We start from the raw sequence: 18,348 nt of genomic DNA on the forward strand, positions 1-18,348 counted from the left end.
CGGGGCAGGGCCCCGAGAGCGGAGCGCCAGGCGCGGGGGCCGAGGTGCAGCCGGAGTCGTGCAGGAGGATCGTGCCGCCGCCGTTCAGGTCGTGGACGACCGTGCGGTGGACGGACTGCGGGGCGGCCCGGGAGGTCCAGTCCTCGCCCCAACAGGTCCACAACACCGGGGTGAGGAGCAGCCGGCGGGCGGCCAGGTGGGCGGCGGCCGACATCACCCCGCAGGGGGCCGGAAGAGCGTCGGAGTCCGTCCGGTGAGGTCGCCGACTGAGGCGAGACCGTCGTAGGTGGCCCAGGGCCCGCGCAGGAGCAGCGGGCGGTGGAGCCAGCCGTGGACGGCGATCTCGCGCACCAGGCCGGGACTCCGGTTCGTCTCGCGGCCGGGGAGGAAGAAGGTGGCGCACCTGTCGCTCGGCCGGCACCTTCGGGAAGAGCGGTGTAGACAGTGGGGCGGGGCCGCCGTCGAGCGTGAGGGCGACGTGGCCGGCGCTGCCCCGGCCGGCCAGGCGGGGCATGACACGGTTGCGCAGCGGCCCGAAGGTGGAGGCGACGGGTGCGGGCCGCCCGTCGTCCACAGTCAGGGCGTCCAGGTGTGCTGTCCGGGGACGTCGGTGACAGGCGACACGCCCGACGCGGGCCAGAGGTGGACCGACACCCGCCTCGACGCCGGACTCATCACGGTCGCCAAGCAACTCGTGGTGAACGGATGGGAGGTCTACGAGGACGACCCCAAGACCGATGTCGGCGCCCGCACCATCGCGCTGGACACCGACACGGTCCAGGCCCTCAAGCGGCACCGTGCCCAGCAGGACAAGGACCGCGAGGAGTGGGGGAGTGCCTGGGGAGAGACCGGCAGGGTCTTCACCTGGGAGAACGGAGATTTCCTCCACCCCGCCAACGTCACAAGGCGCTTCATAGAGCTGTACGAGGAGATCGGCCTCCCGCCGATCCGCCTCCACGACCTCCGCCACGGCGCCGCGACCCTGGCCCATGCGACCGGTGCCGACCTGAAGGACATCCAGGAGGTGCTCGGCCACTCCTCGATCACCATCAGGTCGGACACGTACACGAGCCTGCTCCCAGAGGTGGATCTGGCGATCGCTGAGGCCGCAGCCCGGCTTGTACCGCGCGCTTGTGCCACCTCGGAGAACGCCACCTCCGACGCGGAGCCTCAGCCATACGGCGGAGCAAAGCCTGGCCCAGAGTCTGTGCCGGATGATGTTGATCCGTTGGGCGATATTCGGGAGATCAACTCCCCGTCCGCTCACGCACCGCTCACGCAAACGGCCCCGGACGAGGAGTCCGAGGCCGACTAGAGCGCCTCCCTGGGGGAGAAACCCCGGGTCAGAGCGGTAACGCGTTGTGCCCCCGGCAGGATTCGAACCTGCGACACCCGCTTTAGGAGTTCGATCCGGGCGCCGCGTCCGGCGTGGCGGGGCGGCTCCGGCCGGTGGGGGAGTTGCCGTCCGGGCCCGCCCGTTTCCGCTGCTGTCCACCGCCGTTGATGTCAGCCATGGATGTCAGGCGGCGCAAGCTTGCCCAACCCTTGTGACCTGCCCGGGGGACGATGCGCACCGCGCGGTAGTCGTACCCGTCCTGCTTGAACCCCGGCGCTTCCCACTCAAGAGTGACCTGCTGGCCGGCCTCCAGGCTGCGGAACCCTTCCATCTCGATCGCCGCGTACCAGCCCCAGCAACCGCCCGGTGTCTCGGGGCAGTCGAGCACGCCCCATCCCTCCTCGTCATGCCATTCACGCACGATCGCAGTCACCATGCGCGGAACAATAGGCGAGGACTCAGCCTGACGCCCTCGATGCGAACTACGGGCACGAAGGCCGCTGAGGTCTCCAGGACTGGTCCGGGAGATTCCAAAGATCATCATTGGTCGGCTCTGGTTGCCACGGTTGCTGTACCTCGCTGCTGTACGACTCGCGGCTCGGGCTCGACGCGCCATGTGACCGCCGGCCAGGTCCCAGCGCCAGCAACCTGCAAGCACTACGCAAGATTTTTGGATGGATACGCAGGAAATTGCCGTACCTACGCGCTACTTGATCTTAAGTAATCGAAGCCGGCCTTGAAATGATCAGTATGAGTAAGTGAATTGCTGGTGTGGTTCTGGCGTAGTAGCTTCACATCCACGCGCTGAGGGCGAATCAGTTCCCAAGGGGGGGACTCCGTTGGCGCGCCCAAGGAGGCAACCGTGCCTAAGATCCACATTCCGGTGATCGGTTACATGCAGGGTGGGCGTCAGATGATGACCACCGCGATGAGTGCGCCTGACCTGGTGACGATGGTGACGAAGCCGGCCGCGTGGAATCCGGTCAAGACGGACGCTCACGGTAACCGTCCTCGCGACACCAACCACCTCAAGGGAATCGTGAAGTACCTGGAGGATGAGGAGCACTTTGTCCTCGGCGCCGCGGTGCTCTACCTCAACTCGAAAGAGGCCACGTTCACGCCGCACGCGATCCCTGGCGTCACGACCGAGTATGACGCAGCTCAGGTCGGCCTTCTCTCGGTCGACATCGGCGCCAAGTTCGACATCGGCGATGGTCAACACCGCATCGGCGCGTACGAGGACATCGTGCAGAGCCGTGACGACGATGACCCGATCATTGAGCGGCTCAAGGACTCGGGTCAGCCTCTGATCATCGTCATCGAAGACGACCACAAGCGCCGGGCGCAGGACTTTGCCGACCTTCAGCGCAACGTCAAGGCGCCGACTCAGTCGCTCGGTCAGTCCATGGACCGCCGTCAGCCGATCAACCGGGAGCTCAGCGACCTGTTCGACACCATCCCCGTATTCGAGGATCGGGTCGAGTACCTCAAGGACAACCCCGGGAAGCTCTCGGCGAAGTTGTTCTCCTTCAAGACTGTCCGCTACGTCTCCGGGCTGCTGCTGGTTGGCAACAAGTACCGCACGCCCACGACGATGGACAAGGCGGTCAATGGCCGCTTCGAGGGAGACGGCGCGGCGGACGCACGCGCGGAATTGATCGCCTTCTGGACCGCCCTGGGTGAAATGGCGAGGTTCGCTGATGTAATCGAGGGCGAGGTGAAGGGATCGGAGCTTCGGGACGCAACCTACCTCCTCTCGGCCGGGGTGCTCTACGCCATCGCCTACGCCGTCTACTTGGTCAAGAGTGCAGCCTCGATCGTGGCTGACGTCACCACTGACCCGGACGTTAAGGACAAGATTGAGAACATCATCCCTCTGGCCGTCAGGGCTTTGGAGGACGCCGATTTCGCGCGCATCGGTGACGAGAAGATCAAGGAAGCCACCCCGGACAAGCAGCTGACCGAGGACGACAGCATCTTCGTCGGCAACCTCATCGAGCCCGCGACCGGGAAGCTGGCGGCCGGCCGTACCGCATGGGAAGGCGCTGGGATGAAGCTGGCGCGCGTCATCCTGGACAACGAGGAGCTGTCCTTCCTGACGAAGTAGCCACAGCGATGGTGCCCGCTCTTGCTCGACATGCCTGAGCGGGCACCATGGCGTGCTGCGTTGCCTGTCTAGCCTAAGCTGCTGACCTGCGTCGATGCGCGCGGCATTCCTTACTCCTCGACCCAGTCCTCCGCCACGGCGCGGATGAAAGCTACTAGGTCGGTTTCTTGGGGAGGGATTCGTGTGGGGTGCCGGGCGGCGAAGACGAAGTAGTAGTGCTCCACTCTTGCACGGAGCTCGTCGCCCTGCGGTTCTGTGGTGATCAAAGCTAGGGTGACCTGTCCGGGTTCTCCGTACGCTCGAACGGGGCGTCCTCGGCCGTCATAACCCTCGAAGAACTCATCTACGGATGAGAACAGCTCGTTGGCCACGGCTGGGTCGTGCACGACGAACAGGCGTCCGCTCTCGTCGAAGTGAAGCACCGGGTCTGCCGGATCCGTCATCGCTGACCCTCCGATGCAGTCAAACGCTCTGCCACGTTGCCACGCTGCTGCGCAATGACGGCGCCGCGGAGTCGTGACTCTCGGCGGTCTTCGATGACGGCCCTCAACTCAGCGGGGGTAGGCCAGGGTGCGCGGCGATGGATCATGCGATGGCAGTTCGCACAGATGAGGGCTAGGTCGCTGAGCCTGGTCTTTCCTTCGCCGGCCTCGTGCAGGGGCACGACGTGGTGACATTCGACGTAACCGGCTCCGCGCTCGCCGTAGACCTCCTCGAAGTCGAATCCGCATGCCTCACATGCGAGGGTGCCTCCCCTCCGAAGGACCGAATCGATCTTCTTCTTACGCAAACCCCTGTTCCGCTCGCGTGCCCTGTGTCGGCGCAGGAGCAGTCGTCCTTCGGGCGCGCTGAAGTCGTCGTCAAGCTCCTCGCCGTCCGTCTGGGCAAGGTCCTGAAGCTCGCCGGTGCTGATGCCCTCTCGGATGAGACGTGCTACCTCGGTCATCTGGTCCGGGCGCGCAAGGAACTCGTGCAGGACTTCAACATCGAGGGCACCGCCCTTCGTGGGCTTGCCGCGGTAGTCAGGGTGCCGGGTGGCGATATCGAACGTCTTGCGGGCCACGCCGTTGGGGTTGCGGAACGTCTCGTTGCGGTCCGCGTCCGCGTGAATGGGCAGAAGCTGGAGCAGGGCCGACAGCTCGATGACCCGGCTGTCCTGCGCGTCCAGTCCCTTCCAGTCATTCGTCATGACGAGGTCGCACGCGAGAATAATCTCGTCGCGCGCCCAGTCGGGATTCTGGACGGCCTTGACCTGGAAGCCGAGGCGCTTCAACCAGGCGGCTGCGTGATCCTTCCCGCCGCTGAACTCACCGGGCGCCAGGGCTCGTCCCTGATCCCATTTGTGTGCCACTCCGGCGATCGCCTTCGAGTCGTACTCCTGCCCCTCGTGCACAAGGACGTACGAACGAGCCTTGCCGAAGTGGTACGTCTCCAGGAACGCCTCGCGGCCCAACTCGTCGTGCGCGGCGATGGCCTTGAGTACTGACTCCCGTGTGATTGCCCCTCTTTGCATGGCCGAAGGCTACGGCCGGCCACTGACACGCGTTGGCGGCGGAAGGCCAACAGTGTTGGTCATGGCTAGAGGGGCACGGGAGCGACTGGGAGCTGTTCGCTGTAGGGCCACGTGAAGGTGCGGTCGGGTTCGAGGTGGGCCTCTCCCCAGTGGATGACGTGGATGCCGCCCTCTACGTCGGCCGTGAAGAACACGCAGACGAGCTTCGTGGAGGCCCCGAGTTCCTCGAACGCTTCGTGCAGCTCTAGGTACTCCTCCGTCGTCAGGTCGTCGTCGAGCTCGAACAGGCCCTCTGGCGACTGCGGCCCGTGCGCTCGGAACAGCCGACGGCGCGTAGGGGAAGCGTTGGAGGGCAGCCGAGCACGATCGAGCGGCTTCGGCCGGTCCGCGTACCTGTAAGGAAAGAGTGCGTGCTCGTTGATCACCGCGTACTCGTACCCGCGTACGTCGCGCACGGCCTCGCCCAGCTCCCGCACCATGTCCGCCAGGTTCTCGCGCACGGCCTGCGCGAGTGTGACCCCGTAGGGACTCCGCTTCTTCAGCCCGGCCGTGAGGTGCGTCGCATGAGCCTTCGCGTGCGCCTTAGCCAGTTGCACCGGAACCGCCGCAGCAAGCCTGCTGGCCTGCTGACCGAACCGCTCCACTGCCCAAGTCGAAGGCTTGCCCCAGTCTCCACCTGCCCCAGCCATGCAGTCCCTCCCCCGATCGTCCGCCTATCAACTGTGTGACAGGTGCATCAAGTACTCACAAGGGAGCGATCCGGCCAGTGGGCACAAGGGCATACACGGTGGCCCGGTTCAGCCGACGCTGACCGAGGGCATAGAGCCTGGAACGGCAAAGGAAAAGCTCGTTGGCTCAGCATGGAACAGGTGGTAGACACTTCCCGCGCCGCTGACCCCCGCCAGAAGAACTGACATGTACCTAGAGGTCATACCGACCACCCCCTTCACTAGCGTCTTGAACCGTTGACGAACCCTCTGCGGGAGAACGTGCCAAATAAATTCAGAGACGTGTAGGACTACGAAGAAGACGGAGGTAGCGACGGCCGGCGTTGCACCGGCTGCCTGTTCCCAAGCTCAACCAACGAGCTCTCCCGCTATAGTACATAGGAGCAGCCCGACCCAAACCCCCAACGCCCACCCGGGCGGCATCCAGGCTCAGATGTTGCACTTAATGCGGAGCAAAGATGAACGGTATCAACTCTCGCCAGAATTCCGAAAGATCAATCAATCTCATCAAGGCATTTTCTGCCGCATACGCCCACATTAAGCGATATGAGGCCGCACGCTATTTCGGCTCCTTTATGATTGCTGCGGCGTCAATTTTTATGGCCGTAATACAGAAAACCTCTCCCATCCTCGTCGCTATCGGCGTGGGTTGGGCGCTCACGTCATCAATCGCGCTTGCGCAGTTGGCTAGAAGATGGGCAACAGAGGGAGCGACCATTCAAGAACACTTTGACACGTATCTATACGACATGGAGTGGAAGTCCGGGCGAAGTAAGGTCGAGCCAGAGAGGATTCACATCCTAAGCCTGCGTTTCCGTGGCTCTGAAGAACGACTCAGAGATTGGTACCCGGATGTCTCCGAGCTTCTCACTCCGTTTGGCATCCTCATCTGTCAGAGATCGAACGTAGCCTGGGACATCCAGCTCAGGCGACGCTGGAAAGCTGCCGTGGAATTCTTCTTGGTAGCCTGGTGCCTAGCAGGACTCGCGGTAGGAATTGCTCAGGAGTTGACCGTGCTTGAGATGATTCTCCGATGGTTTGCACCCTCGTCCGGATTGATCCTGCTCGCCTGGGAGACAGTCCGCACTCAGCAGGCCATCATCTCCGAACGCTCAGAGCTTTGCTCCAGAATCTCGGCAGAACTCGACTGGATATCACCCAGCATCGGGAGGACAGCGGCCAACCGACTAAAGTCGGCATGCCGAGAGATTCAGGACGGCATCTATGCCACCCGGGCACAGATGGCGGCCGTGCCCAAGTTCTTTTACGATCACTTCAGGGCAAACGACCAAGAAGCTATGCAAACAGCTGCAGAGGAGATCTCCGGCGGCAACTCTAGTAACTGATTCGAAGATCCACTAAGAAGCCGGAAAGTAATCCCCGAAGAGCAAGCGCCACTGGTCGATAGCCTTCGGAATGTTACCCAATCCGAGGTATTCTTCAGCCCTTCTAGCTCGCCCCAAAGCTGTTTTAAGTCTTGACTCAGCCGCGCTAAACTGTTCCTCCGTGCTGAGATAGTACGCCACGTCGGTTCCGTAACCAGCAGGGTCTGCCACTTCTCGCCGAATGGTCGGCAGTGCCTTATCGAAGAAGAAGCGAACTGCTGACCAGTCATTAGAGATCGTAACGTTCTGAAAGAGCTGCCAAGCCAGCACTTCCAGATGAAACGATCGGAAGTTGCGGTTGATTGATCTGTTCCACGCCTTAATCATCTTGATCACACGGACAAGATCGCCTCCATGATTGGCGTTCTGCTTCGAGCTGTACGCCTCGTGCACCTTGGGATCCGTCGAAATAAACTTCCCCAGCCCGCCTGCCGGGATTAGAAACCCTCCACCTTTCCTATTGAATGCTGGAACGACATCAACCATGAAATCCTTGAAGGTGATGGTGATCGCTTGACCGTTCCGGCTCACCTTCGGCGTCGTGTAGGTCTTCAGCAATGCATTTCTCGTCATATCCAGAACAGCACTCGCACCCCGCGCATGATACTTCGGGTTCAGCACAGTGAAGATATCCACGTCTGCTTGCTTCAGTGGACTGATCAGAGTGTGTCGCGCGTAAGATCCAGTTAGGAAGTCGTTCTCAACTTCGAGGTGCCGTGAAACTGCGGCACGCACATTCTTCTGACGGTTGGCCACGGTGGAAGCTTGAATATCCGTCAGTTCGAGGCGAGACCTAAAGTCGGCAAACAAGGCTGCGGCCGTGCGAGGCATGGACACTCCTGTGAGGATAGACCCAGTAATTCGAAGCAAGACTGCTAAACGTGGGTCAACCGGGCATTAGAACGGAAGGATATGCGGCGCTGTTCGCGACTCAGTGGGGCCTTATTGACCGAGCCGAGCACACGGCGCCTGACCTTGGACACTGGTTTGGTAGATCGCGCATGCAGGTGCGGCCTGAGCTGATGGGGCACTGACCCGCCAGTGCTGAAAGAGCACTGCCTGCAATTTCCCTTGGTCCCCCTGCGCACCCACCTGATCGGGTGCGCAGGGGGACCAAGAGTTATGCGTCGCTGCGCTCGATGAGGGAGGTGATCTCCTTGCGGATGCTCATCACCGTTCGCTCGCCCTCGTCAAGGAAGTGAATGTACTCGTCCTTGGCCACATAGGAGTCCGCGTGCACTTGATGCTCTGGACCCTGCGGCACAGGCACGTGAGTCAGCCCTTCGGCGGGTACGGGTCGTTGCCGGGGCTTACGGTGCGCTGGTCCCGGACTCGACCGTCTGTGCCGTGGATGCGGAGCTCCCCGCCGCCGTCGTGCGCGAGGATCTGAGATCCGCGCTGAATGGCCTCGGCCTGGGTGCCGGCGACCGCACTGGCGCGGTCAGATCCGGGCTTGGTGACGGCCCACGTTCCGTCGTCGCGACGTACGACGTCGCGGGAGTTCGCCTGTCCGGACATTAAATCTCCGTTTCCGAGGCGGACTGCCCGCCTCCCCTCCTTGGAGCCAAGGCGGGGAGGTTGTAAGGTCCCAGGGCGCGACCAACGCACAAGGCCTCACGCGGCAGCCCGACCTCAAGTCGGTCCCCGTGTGGGGCCTGCTTGGGTTTGCCGAGCTAAGTGAAGCACCTCAGACGGACCATCAGCAACTACCCAACTTGACGCCACACCACTACCAATTGTGCTACCCGAAGGTAGCAACCACCAGATGTAGTGGTTGAGTTGGCTCTAAGGCGAACCTGTCAGGATACCGGGTGCCACTGACAACAGCCGGAGTTGTGCGTCGAGGTCGGCGGAACGACTTTGGCCGGGAGCTGCTTTGGCGCGAGTGATCATGGCCCCGTAAGCTTCCGGCGCGTCGGGCAGTCTGTGGACCTGCCCGTTAAAGCACGACGTTGGGGCCATGATCTTCGAGGCTCGCGCCAAAGTGGCTGGCTAAAGTCGTGGAGCCGACCGGCCTCAGCCACAGAGGGTTTTCCTGCCTCCGCCCGCATGCACGTAGCGCGCCGCCGGGCGCGGCCAGCCGGGGCGAAGACAGGAGGCAGGCCGCGCCGCAGAGGCGGCGCGCGCCCGCGCCGTGCGCGGGCCTTGATGAACGTAGGGAAAGTCTTACCGCACTCATGATCGGCATCCGCTCGATCGTGGCCTGTCGGCTCACTACTCGACTCGGCTACCGTTCCATCCATGCCTTCTGCACTGGACACGCCCCAGGGAGCGGCCGAACTCGCTGAGTCCCTGCTTCCTCCGCTCGGGAATCGCTGGCTGCACACTCAGGCGGTGGCCGCTCGGGCTCGCGAGGCTGCTGCGGCTGTGTCCGAGGCGGACGGGGATCTCCTCGTCGCTGCGGCGTGGCTGCATGACATCGGCTATGCATCCGAGCTGCGTGACACCGGATTCCATCCCCTCGACGGTGCCCGTCATCTCGAATCGCTGGGTGCGCCGGCGCGCCTGGTGCGGCTGGTCGCCCACCACTCCGGGGCCGTGTACGAGGCGGAACAGCGGGGGCTGTCGGCCGAGCTGGCCGTCTACGAGCGGGAAGACTCCCCGGTCCTGGACGCCCTGATCTTCGCTGACATGACGACCGGCCCCGCCGGGCAGTCCTTCGACTTCGATACCCGGATCGACGAGATCCTGGTCCGCTACGAACCGGGCACCGAGGTTCACAACGCGATCAGCAAGGCACGGCCGTACCTCCAGGGCGCTGTCGAGCGGACTCGCGACCGCATGGCACATCAGCCGATGTAGGGCTCTGACCGGTCGGCCAAGCCGTGCTCGATCCGCATGCGCATGGATGGGTGGATGTTCAGCTTGTCCAGCTTGCTCGGGTCCACGAACGCCACTTCCTTGCTCTCGCTGCTCGTCCGCAGCTCGCCGCCGATGATGCGGGCGTGGAAGCAGATGGAGAACTGCTGGCGGACTTCGCCGTCGCCGTACGCCATGACGTGCCCGGGGTTCGTGTAGATGCCGACGAGGCCGGTCACCTCCACGTCGAAGCCGGTCTCTTCCTTCGTCTCGCGTACGGCTGCGTCGGGCGCTGACTCGCCCAGGTCGACACCGCCACCGGGCAGGGCCCAGAGGTCGTTGTCGGTCTTGTGAATCAGCAGGACCTCTCCGGCCTCGTTGCGGGCAACGGCGGTCACGGAGGGGACGAGGCTGTTCGCCTTCGGGGCGTTGGGATCGTTGAAGTAGTCGACACGGGCCATGTGTTCAGCGTCGCACGTCCGCGGCCTGCTATGCCGTCCGGCCCCGCTCCCACGCGTAGTCGAAGCTCCGCATGTAGTGCCGGAAGGTCCGCGCTCCGGGGAGGTACCGGAAGTGCATCACCGGGTTCTGACCGGCGGGAGCTCCGAGAACGTGCGGGTTCACCAAAACGTCCTCGTCGAACCGGTAGATCGAGTTGTAGAGGATCGTGTCGTGCAGCCGGACTTCGACGCCAGGTGTCGACATGGCGGGCTCGAGGTAGCGGCGGGTGATCCGGGCACGTGCGGCCAGGTCGCCGCCGATGCCCTCCTCTTCGCCGCGCTGGCGGACTGCCTCGGAGTCGGGGTCGCCGAGCAGGATGCGAATCTGGGCGCCGGCCTTCGCCTTCTCGGCCAACTGGTCAGGCATATCAGGGTGGTTGTCGAAGAGGAACAGTCCGGCGTACACGAGGATGTCGAGCTGATCCGTGGCCTTCTCGATGAGGGATGACCAGAGCGGAGCGGGCACCGCGCCACGGTGTGGGTAGTAGGTGATCAGCTCGGAGGCGCTGGCCTTCTCGGCGTGCTTCTCCACTGACGGCCAGAGATAGACCTCGTCGACTCCGAGGAAGTTCGCTGCCTTCCAGCGGTGTCCGCGGTGAGGGGTGCGGCTGGTGGTGATCCACCGCTCGACGCTCTTGGGGTCCACTCCGACGTGCTCGGCAACGGACTGGATCGTCTCGCCCTTCGCTGAAATTGCCGCGCGCAGACGCTCGTTCGCCATGACGTGCCCTCCCTCGGGACGCTGGGGACGTTTTGACGATAGCTCAGACGTCCCTAAACGTCCATGCGGGCGGTGATGCGTCCACCTCCTCTCACGGTCTCCTGATCTCACCGACGGGATGTCGGTCAACAACTCACCTCAGCAGGAGACAAGACGATGCGTCAGATACCCGTGGACACCTCCAACGCCACCGTGATGGTCGCCAAGGCCCCGCAGCCCAAGGTCAAGGACCGCCGTACCGGTGAGATCGCCACCGACAAGGACGGCGTCACGCTGATGACCGTGGAGGTCATGTTCTCCACGCCCGACGAGGTCGAGATCCTCAAGCTCACCGTCCCGCAGCCCGGCGTCTCCGAGGACCTGACCATGGGCACCCCCGTCGCGCTGACCGGCTTGGTTGCCTCGGCGTGGGAGAACGAGTTCAACGGCCAGAAGCGGCACGGGATCGCCTTCCGCGCGGTCGCGGTGACCTCACTCGCCGCCGGCGCCTCGAACTCGAAGGCGGCCTGAGCCATGACGTGGCTGATCGTCGCCCTGGTGCTGGTCGCCGCCGCTGCGGGTCTCCTGCGGTGGCGGCGCCCCGCCTGGTACTGGCTGACCTTCGGGGTCACCCTCGCCGTGCTGCGGGTTCTGGTCCGCTACGGCTCGGTCATGGACGCCTGCGGCCTGACGGTCCCGGCCCCCCGCTGGCGCCTCACCCTGGCCAGGGCGACCAACCGGCCCGTTCCCGGCCCTCGTGCCCCGCGCATCCTGCGTGTACGACCGACCCGTACCGGCCTCGTCTTACGGCTCAAGCTCCGCCCCGGTCAGGACGCCTTCGACGTGGCGGCCTCCTGTGACCGGCTGCGGCACTCGTTCGCCCTGTACGGCGTCACCTCCCGTGAGCTGCGCTCCGGTGTGGTCGAGATCCGGATGACCGGCTACGACGTGCTCAAGCGGGTGCAGATGCCCGCCCGGGTCGACACCCGGCCGATGCGGGTCCCGGTCGCCCTGCGCGAGGACGGGGCCGTGCATTACCGCGACTACCGGGCCGTGCCGCACGCGCTCACCCTCGGGGCCACGGAGTCCGGCAAGTCCGTCTATCAGCGCAACCTGGTGGCCGCGCTCGCCCCGCAACGGGTCGCCCTGGTCGGCATCGACTGCAAGCAAGGGGTGGAGCTGTTCCCGCTGGCCCGCCGGTTCTCCGCGCTCGCCGACAACCCGGACACCGCGCTGGAGCTGCTGGAGGCGCTGGTGTCCCACATGGAGGAGGTGTATCAGCTCATCCGGGCCGAGCAGCGGATCAGTGTCGCGGTGCCGGACGCGGAGATCGCCGCCGACATCTGGGACCTGCCCGCAGAGGTGCGGCCGGTGCCGGTGGTGGTCCTGGTCGACGAGGTCGCCGAACTCGCGCTGTTCGCCGGCAAGGAGGAGGAGAAGCGCCGGGACCGGATCATCACCGCCCTGGTCCGCCTGGCCCAGCTCGGCCGTGCGGCCGGCATCTACCTGGAGATCTGCGGGCAGCGCTTCGGCTCCGAACTCGGTAAGGGCATCACCATGCTCCGCGCCCAGCTCACCGGCCGCACCGCCCACCGCGTCAACGACGAGACCTCCGCGAATATGGCCTTCGGCGACATCGCCCCGGACGCCGTGCTGGCCGCCATCCAAATCCCCACCGATACCCCGGGCGTCGCCGTCACCGGTGACTCGTCCGGTGGTTGGGCTCGGATCCGTGCCCCGCACACCTCGCTGCGGCAGGCCGTGAACACCTGCAACCGGCACGCCGACCTGACCCCGGACCTGCCCGCGCTCGCCCCGTTCCGGCCCGCCCTCGGCACCCTCGCCCCGGTCCCGGCCCCGGCGGTCGAGTCTGCCCCGGCCGCCGCCTGAGCCGGAAGGAGAAGCTTTCATGCCCCGCTCTGCCCTGCGCGTGGATGCCGTGCTCGTACAGGCCGTCATTGCCGGTGCCCTGTCCTTCGCCCACCTGCACGACCTGGCCGCCGCCGCCGGACAGGACGGCTGGAAAGCCTGGGCCTACCCGGTCAGCGTTGACCTGCTCCTGGTCGCCGCCTGGCGTCGCCTCCGCACGGACGGCCCGTCCCGACTGGCCTGGTGCTGGTTCGTCATCGCCCTGGTCGCCTCCCTTGGCGCGAACGTCGCCACCGCCGGACTCCTCAACCTGAACAACGTCCCGGCCTGGCTGCGCATCCTCGTCGCCGCCTGGCCCGCCCTGGCCTTTATGGGCGGCACCCTACTCGCCCACTCACCCGCGGGCCCCTCCTCGGCCCCGCCGGCACCCGATGCGCCGGATCCGGACCCCGTGCCCGAGGTGGAACCGGAGCCGTTCGCCGTTTTCGATCCGGCCCCGGAGGCGGACCCGGTGCCGGTGGCTGCCGCCGACGACACCCCGGCCCTCCCGGTCGCCGACCCGGCTGCCGCCCCGCCGCCTGCTGTGCCGGTTCCGGCCGCGCTGGTCGACCACGCCCGCAAGGTTGCCGACGACCACCACGCCCGCACCGGCTCCGCGATCGACACCGACACCCTGCGCGCCCGCCTCGGCGTCCCGCCGCACCTGGCCGACGCCATCGCCACCCAACTCACCTGAACCGGACGGAAGGAAGACCGATGACCCATGACCCGGCCGACCTGACCGCCGCCGACTACCTCGATGGCGCCCGCGAGATGACCGCCGCCAACCGGCCCTACCTCGCCCACCTGCTCGCCGAGGAAGCCGCCCAGCGGACCACCGACCCGGCCACCGCCGCCGGTATCCGCGCCTCCTTTCCCGACCCGGCCACGACCCGAGAGGGGACCGACTGACATGCCCGCCCGCGACTTCTTCCACTCCGTGATGCGGATCGGCCCGGTGCAGATCGGCACCCACCGCGACCGCAACGGCCAGACCAAGCACGCCGCCGTGTGCAGCGCCGACGGCTGCGGCTGGTCCGCCGACTACACCAGCGCCTCCGCCGCCCAGCTCGCCGCCCGCACCCACCGCTGCAAGGTCCGCTAGGAGGCCAACGTCATGGACGTCCCGCTCTGGTTCGCCCTGCTCTGCGTCGGAGTCCTCGGCGTCAAGCTCATCCGCCCGCCGCTGTGGCTGGTCCTGGTGCTCCTCCTCGGCGGCTACCTCCTCGCCGACAGCCTCCTCGCCCCCGTCATCGACACCGCCGTCAAGTAACCCACGAAAGGAGAAACGCTCATGCTCCGGCCCAAGCTCCCGACCATGCCCCAGCCCACCGGCACCGTCACCCCGCCTGCCGTCGTCGAGCCGACCACCATCACCCCGGGCACCCCGGCCCCGCCGCCGGTCCCCGTCGCCCCGGCCCCGGTGCCGACCCGGCCCACGATCCAGCTCACGCCCGGTACCGCGCTCGCCCTGGTCGGCGGCGGCACCGCCGTCGTCCTGGTCGTCGGCGCCGTCCTGGTCTCCATGCTCCTTGCGGTCGCCGTCACCGCCGCCTCGGTCGCCGTCTGCGCCCTGGTCGTCCGCTCGCTCGCCTCCACCCAGCATCGCCGCTGACCGGCCGCCGGGTGGCGCACAAGCCGCCAAGCACGCTGCCGCCCGGGGCCGTTCCCTCCAACCGCAATCGCCAAGGGAGAAGCCATGGACCTGCAGATAGCCGTCAGTCTGGTGCCGTTAGTCGGCTGGGCCGTGCACGGCGGCATCCTCACCCGCCGTCTCGCCTCGGCCCGCCGCGACCCGCTCACCGGCCTGCACACCCGTGCCGGATGGACCGCTCGCGCCGAACACTGCATCCGCCGGCACCCGAGTGCCGCCGTCCTCCTGGTCGACCTCGACCACTTCAAGACCCTCAACGACGCCCACGGCCACGCCGCCGGGGACGCCGCCCTCGTCGCCACCGCCGACCGGCTGCGCGCCTGGTGCGGCCGTAACGGCACCGCCGGACGCCTGGGCGGGGATGAGTTCGTCGCCGTCGTCCGGGACCTGGCCGCCGCCGACCTCGACGCGCTGACCACCATCCTGCACCGGCCGCTGCGCCACGACGGGGTGTCGCTGCCGCTGGCCGCCTCGGTCGGCGCCTGCCCGATCGCCGAGCTGCCGGTGCGCACCTTGCCCGATGCGCTCGCCGCCGCTGATGCGGCCATGTACGCGGCCAAGGGCCGTGGCCGCCGGGGCTCGCACACCTCTTGCTGACCGGCCGCCGGGTGGCGCACAAGCCGCCAAGCACGCCGCCACCCGGGGCCGTTCCTTCCAACCGCAATCGAAAGGAACCACCATCATGACCCAGCACACCCCGCCCGCGCCGAGGATCTGCCCGGCCTGCGACGGCTTCGCCTCCGTCGCCGTCACCCTCGGCGGCCGCGACCTGCGCGGTCACCTGCACACGATCACCGTCGACTGCCCGGCCTGCCACGGCACCGGCACCGCCCCCGCCCGCCGCCGGGAGGGCGCCCGTGCCTGAGACGCTGCTCGACCCGACCACCCTCGGCGACCTGCTGAGGGTGGCCTCGGCCCCCGACTACCACCGCTGGCACGAGCAGATCCGCCGCACCGGCGGCTGCGCCGACCCCATCCACCTGACCGGCTGGGTCCTGCACAAGGACAAGACCACCGGCGCCACCCTGCACCACTACAGCACCGAGAACGAGCCGGGCGGACGGCTCCGCGTCGCCTGCGGCAACCGCCGCGCCTCCCGCTGCCCCGCCTGCGCCTGGACGTACGCGGGCGACACCTACCACCTCATCCGCGCGGGCCTGGCCGGAGACGACCGCCGCGACATCCCCGCCACCGTCCGCGACCACCCGCGCGTCTTCGCCACCCTCACCGCCCCCTCGTTCGGCCCGGTCCACAACCGGCCCGACCATGGCGCCTGCCGCTGCGGCACCCGCCACGCCCCGGACGCCCCGGAACTGGGCACCGCCCTCGACCCGGCCACGTACGACTACGCGGGTGCAGTGCTGTTCAACAACCACGCCGGGCAGCTCTGGCAGCGCTTCACCAACCGGCTCCGCCGCGAGATCGCCGCCCGCGCCGGCATCACCCAACGCGAGCTGAAGGAATCGGCCCGGCTGTCGTACGGCAAGGTCGCCGAGTTCCAAAAGCGGGGCGCCGTCCACTTCCATGCCGTGATCCGCATCGACGGACCCGACGGCCCGGACACCCCGCCGCCCTCCTGGGCCACCGTCGGCCTCCTCGCCGACGCGATCCGTGCCGCCGCCGCGCACTCCTACACCTCGGTCTCCGTCCCGGCCGCCGACGACCAACCCGCCCGCACGTTCCGCTGGGGCACCCAGCTCGACGTCCGGCCGGTGAAGGCGTTCGGGGACGGCTCCGACATCACCGAGCAGGCCGTCGCCTCCTACGTCGCCAAGTACGCCACCAAGGCTGCCGAGAACACCGGCACCCTCGACCGGCGCATCGGTGAACTCGCCGAACTCGACCGCCACGGCGTGCCTGACCACACCCGGCGCCTGATCGAAGCCTGCAAGGTGCTCGACCCGCTGTACCCGGACCGCCGCCTGTGGGCCTGGGCGCACATGCTCGGCTTCCGCGGCCACTTCTCCTCCAAGTCCCGCCGCTACTCCACCACCCTCGGTGCCCTGCGCCAGGCCCGCGCCGACTACCGCGCCGCCCAGGAACACGCCGCCCTCGGCCTGGACGACGCCGAGCCGGACACCGTCCTCGTCCTGGCCGACTGGCAGTACGCAGGCCACGGCCACACCCCCGGCGAATCCGCCCTCGCCGCCACCATCGCCCGCGACCTCCAGCTCAACCGCGAAACCGCCCGCGAAGCCCTACGCGACCAACTCGCCCAGGAAGGAGCCGCAGCATGACCACCGCAACCGCTGAGCTGCTGACCGTGCCGGAAGTCATGGCACGGCTCAAGCTCGGCCGCTCCACGGTCTACGACCTGATCCGCTCTCGCCGTCTGGTCTCCATCACCGTCGGCCGTTCTCGCCGCATTCCCGCTGACGCCCTGAGTGACTTCATCGCCCGTGAGATCGAGGAGGCATCCTGATGGCCAGTCAGCGCAAGCGCAACCCCAACGGGGCGGGCACTATCACCAAGCGCAAGGACGGCCGTTTCCAGTGCGCGGTCTACGTCATCCAGCCGGACGGCACCCGCGCCCGCAAGTTCGCCTACGGCAAGACCTGGGCCGAGTGCGATGCCAAGCGTCGTGAACTGCTCGACAAGGTCGACCAGGGCGTGCCCGTGCCGACTCGATCGGCCAAGCTCGCCGAGTGGCTGCCGTACTGGGTGGAGAACGTCATCAAGCCCCGGCGGAAGCTCAGCACGTACGACAAGTACGAGACGCACGTCCGGCTCTACCTGGTGCCCCTGCTTGGCGCCAAGAGGCTCGAATCCCTCGGCGTCGCCGACGTGCGCCGTTTCCTCGTCCGCCTGGAGGAGAAGACCACTGCGGCGACGGCCAAGGAGGCGCACCGGGTGCTGCGTTCGGCGCTGTCCTCCGCGTGCCGCGAGGAACTGATCACCCGCAACGTCGCCAAGCTCGTCGAGCCTCCTCGGACCGACAACCGCGAGCTGACGCCCTGGAGCCTGGACGAAACGCTCGACTTCCTGGCCGCCTCACGCAAGGACCCGCTGTATGCGGCCTTCGTGCTCGCCATCGCCATGGGCCTCCGCCGGGGCGAGATCGTCGGGCTCCGCTGGTCGGATGTCGACCTCGACCACCGCGTCCTCTACGTCCGTCAGCAGACGCAGCGCCGCCGTGGCGTCCTGTACGACGACGATCCCAAGAGCCGCCGTCGCCGTGCCGTCCCGCTGCCTGCCCTCTGCATCGCGCCCCTGCGCTGGCACCGGATGCGGCAGGCGGCGGCTCGGGCGAAAGCGGGCGAGACCTGGCAGGCGTCCGCTTACGTCTTCACCACCCGCACCGGCCGCCCGGTCGAGCCGCGCAACCTGTACCGCTCCTTCACCCGCATCGCCCAGTCCGCCGGCCTCCGCGTGATCCGACTGCACGACGCCCGGCACGGCACCGCGACTCTCCTTACGGCGGCCGGAGTCGCGCCCCGCGTCGTGATGGAGATCCTTGGGCACTCCCAGATCAGCATCACCATGGACGTCTACACCCACGTCGTCCAGGACACCCAGCGCGAGGCTATGAGTCACATGGACCGGCTGCTGCGGAGGCGTCCCGGTCGTCAGTGACCGCCCTCGTTGATGTCAGAAGTGGATGTCAAAGGCCCCGGACCATGATCGGTCCGGGGCCTTTTCGCTGGTGCCCCCGGCAGGATTCGAACCTGCGACACCCGCTTTAGGAGTTTTCCTTGGGCAGGCCTGTGACCTGCGGAAA

At 66.8% G+C, this 18,348-nt stretch carries 24 protein-coding genes, 1 tRNA gene and 1 pseudogene; 16 read left to right on the forward strand and 10 right to left on the reverse strand.

Going from position 1 to position 18,348, the window contains the following annotated elements; genetic code table 11:
- Positions 1 to 213 precede the first annotated feature (213 nt).
- Positions 214 to 351 carry a hypothetical protein gene (locus tag ACX25U_RS20740; protein WP_454382205.1) on the reverse strand — a complete coding sequence of 46 codons (138 nt, stop codon included), beginning with the start codon at positions 349 to 351 and terminating at the stop codon, positions 214 to 216.
- 43 nt (positions 352 to 394) lie between these two features.
- Here ACX25U_RS20740 and ACX25U_RS20745 point away from each other — a divergent pair, with 43 nt between their 5' ends.
- Complete coding sequence (locus tag ACX25U_RS20745; RefSeq protein WP_454382206.1) at positions 395 to 1,315, forward strand: site-specific integrase; 921 nt, start codon at positions 395 to 397, stop codon at positions 1,313 to 1,315.
- A 47-nt stretch (positions 1,316 to 1,362) separates the two neighbouring features.
- Here ACX25U_RS20745 and ACX25U_RS20750 read toward each other — a convergent pair.
- A tRNA-OTHER gene (locus ACX25U_RS20750) sits at positions 1,363 to 1,438 on the reverse strand.
- Positions 1,439 to 1,556: 118 nt separating this feature from the next.
- Positions 1,557 to 1,772, reverse strand: a pseudogene (locus ACX25U_RS20755) (S1 domain-containing protein); the annotation flags it as partial.
- Between the two features lie 426 nt (positions 1,773 to 2,198).
- Here ACX25U_RS20755 and ACX25U_RS20760 point away from each other — a divergent pair.
- The gene (locus tag ACX25U_RS20760; RefSeq protein ID WP_454382207.1) at positions 2,199 to 3,443 is read left to right on the forward strand and encodes a DNA sulfur modification protein DndB; all 1,245 of its coding nucleotides are present in this window, start codon (positions 2,199 to 2,201) and stop codon (positions 3,441 to 3,443) included.
- Between the two features lie 110 nt (positions 3,444 to 3,553).
- Here ACX25U_RS20760 and ACX25U_RS20765 read toward each other — a convergent pair whose 3' ends face one another.
- From ACX25U_RS20765 to ACX25U_RS20775, 3 genes are all read right to left on the reverse strand, one after another.
- A complete protein-coding gene (locus ACX25U_RS20765; RefSeq protein WP_454382208.1) occupies positions 3,554 to 3,886 on the reverse strand; it encodes a hypothetical protein in 333 nt (110 codons plus the stop codon).
- The gene (locus tag ACX25U_RS20770) at positions 3,883 to 4,956 is read right to left on the reverse strand and encodes an HNH endonuclease (protein ID WP_454382209.1); all 1,074 of its coding nucleotides are present in this window, start codon (positions 4,954 to 4,956) and stop codon (positions 3,883 to 3,885) included. The genes ACX25U_RS20765 and ACX25U_RS20770 overlap by 4 nt, the downstream gene beginning before the upstream one ends.
- Positions 4,957 to 5,021: 65 nt before the next feature.
- Positions 5,022 to 5,645 (reverse strand): hypothetical protein, encoded by a 624-nt coding sequence (locus tag ACX25U_RS20775; protein ID WP_454382210.1) that lies wholly within the window; start codon positions 5,643 to 5,645, stop codon positions 5,022 to 5,024.
- A 497-nt stretch (positions 5,646 to 6,142) separates the two neighbouring features.
- Between ACX25U_RS20775 and ACX25U_RS20780 the strand changes: the two genes are divergently transcribed.
- Positions 6,143 to 7,030: an S-4TM family putative pore-forming effector gene (locus tag ACX25U_RS20780; protein ID WP_454382211.1), complete on the forward strand. Its 888-nt coding sequence runs from the start codon at positions 6,143 to 6,145 to the stop codon at positions 7,028 to 7,030.
- Between the two features lie 12 nt (positions 7,031 to 7,042).
- On the opposite strand, the gene ACX25U_RS20785 is transcribed toward ACX25U_RS20780, so the two are convergent.
- Positions 7,043 to 7,900: a CBASS oligonucleotide cyclase gene (locus ACX25U_RS20785; protein ID WP_454382212.1), complete on the reverse strand. Its 858-nt coding sequence runs from the start codon at positions 7,898 to 7,900 to the stop codon at positions 7,043 to 7,045.
- A 444-nt stretch (positions 7,901 to 8,344) separates the two neighbouring features.
- Complete coding sequence (locus tag ACX25U_RS20790) at positions 8,345 to 8,587, reverse strand: DUF2188 domain-containing protein (RefSeq protein WP_454382213.1); 243 nt, start codon at positions 8,585 to 8,587, stop codon at positions 8,345 to 8,347.
- A 723-nt stretch (positions 8,588 to 9,310) separates the two neighbouring features.
- Between ACX25U_RS20790 and ACX25U_RS20795 the strand changes: the two genes are divergently transcribed.
- Positions 9,311 to 9,871: an HDIG domain-containing metalloprotein gene (locus tag ACX25U_RS20795; RefSeq protein WP_454382214.1), complete on the forward strand. Its 561-nt coding sequence runs from the start codon at positions 9,311 to 9,313 to the stop codon at positions 9,869 to 9,871.
- Here ACX25U_RS20795 and ACX25U_RS20800 read toward each other — a convergent pair.
- Positions 9,859 to 10,329, reverse strand: a complete 471-nt coding sequence (locus tag ACX25U_RS20800; RefSeq protein ID WP_454382215.1) for an NUDIX hydrolase — start codon at positions 10,327 to 10,329, stop codon at positions 9,859 to 9,861. The two genes, ACX25U_RS20795 and ACX25U_RS20800, sit on opposite strands and share 13 nt — an antisense overlap.
- A gap of 28 nt (positions 10,330 to 10,357) precedes the next feature.
- Complete coding sequence (locus ACX25U_RS20805; RefSeq protein ID WP_454382216.1) at positions 10,358 to 11,089, reverse strand: XRE family transcriptional regulator; 732 nt, start codon at positions 11,087 to 11,089, stop codon at positions 10,358 to 10,360.
- Between the two features lie 156 nt (positions 11,090 to 11,245).
- Here ACX25U_RS20805 and ACX25U_RS20810 point away from each other — a divergent pair, with 156 nt between their 5' ends.
- From ACX25U_RS20810 to ACX25U_RS20865, 12 genes are all read left to right on the forward strand, one after another.
- Entirely contained in the window at positions 11,246 to 11,599 is a 354-nt protein-coding gene (locus ACX25U_RS20810; RefSeq protein WP_454382217.1) for an SCO3933 family regulatory protein, read from the forward strand.
- Between the two features lie 3 nt (positions 11,600 to 11,602).
- Entirely contained in the window at positions 11,603 to 12,958 is a 1,356-nt protein-coding gene (locus tag ACX25U_RS20815) for an FtsK/SpoIIIE domain-containing protein (protein ID WP_454382218.1), read from the forward strand.
- Between the two features lie 19 nt (positions 12,959 to 12,977).
- Complete coding sequence (locus ACX25U_RS20820) at positions 12,978 to 13,673, forward strand: DUF2637 domain-containing protein (RefSeq protein WP_454382220.1); 696 nt, start codon at positions 12,978 to 12,980, stop codon at positions 13,671 to 13,673.
- Between the two features lie 20 nt (positions 13,674 to 13,693).
- Positions 13,694 to 13,888: a hypothetical protein gene (locus tag ACX25U_RS20825; RefSeq protein ID WP_454382222.1), complete on the forward strand. Its 195-nt coding sequence runs from the start codon at positions 13,694 to 13,696 to the stop codon at positions 13,886 to 13,888.
- 1 nt (position 13,889) lies between these two features.
- Positions 13,890 to 14,081 carry a mobile element transfer protein gene (locus tag ACX25U_RS20830; protein WP_454382224.1) on the forward strand — a complete coding sequence of 64 codons (192 nt, stop codon included), beginning with the start codon at positions 13,890 to 13,892 and terminating at the stop codon, positions 14,079 to 14,081.
- 12 nt (positions 14,082 to 14,093) lie between these two features.
- Entirely contained in the window at positions 14,094 to 14,249 is a 156-nt protein-coding gene (locus tag ACX25U_RS20835; RefSeq protein ID WP_004987943.1) for a hypothetical protein, read from the forward strand.
- Between the two features lie 21 nt (positions 14,250 to 14,270).
- Positions 14,271 to 14,591: a SpdD-like protein gene (locus ACX25U_RS20840; protein ID WP_454382225.1), complete on the forward strand. Its 321-nt coding sequence runs from the start codon at positions 14,271 to 14,273 to the stop codon at positions 14,589 to 14,591.
- 84 nt (positions 14,592 to 14,675) lie between these two features.
- Positions 14,676 to 15,227 carry a GGDEF domain-containing protein gene (locus tag ACX25U_RS20845; protein WP_454382226.1) on the forward strand — a complete coding sequence of 184 codons (552 nt, stop codon included), beginning with the start codon at positions 14,676 to 14,678 and terminating at the stop codon, positions 15,225 to 15,227.
- An 85-nt stretch (positions 15,228 to 15,312) separates the two neighbouring features.
- Entirely contained in the window at positions 15,313 to 15,495 is a 183-nt protein-coding gene (locus tag ACX25U_RS20850; RefSeq protein ID WP_454382227.1) for a hypothetical protein, read from the forward strand.
- The gene (gene repSA, locus ACX25U_RS20855) at positions 15,488 to 16,867 is read left to right on the forward strand and encodes a replication initiator protein RepSA (protein ID WP_454382228.1); all 1,380 of its coding nucleotides are present in this window, start codon (positions 15,488 to 15,490) and stop codon (positions 16,865 to 16,867) included. The genes ACX25U_RS20850 and repSA overlap by 8 nt, the downstream gene beginning before the upstream one ends.
- The gene (locus tag ACX25U_RS20860; protein WP_454382229.1) at positions 16,864 to 17,052 is read left to right on the forward strand and encodes a helix-turn-helix domain-containing protein; all 189 of its coding nucleotides are present in this window, start codon (positions 16,864 to 16,866) and stop codon (positions 17,050 to 17,052) included. The genes repSA and ACX25U_RS20860 overlap by 4 nt, the downstream gene beginning before the upstream one ends.
- Positions 17,052 to 18,203 carry a tyrosine-type recombinase/integrase gene (locus ACX25U_RS20865; RefSeq protein WP_454382230.1) on the forward strand — a complete coding sequence of 384 codons (1,152 nt, stop codon included), beginning with the start codon at positions 17,052 to 17,054 and terminating at the stop codon, positions 18,201 to 18,203. The genes ACX25U_RS20860 and ACX25U_RS20865 overlap by 1 nt, the downstream gene beginning before the upstream one ends.
- Positions 18,204 to 18,348: the final 145 nt, after the last annotated feature.

It is taken from the genome of Streptomyces sp. JNUCC 63, from assembly GCF_054366325.1.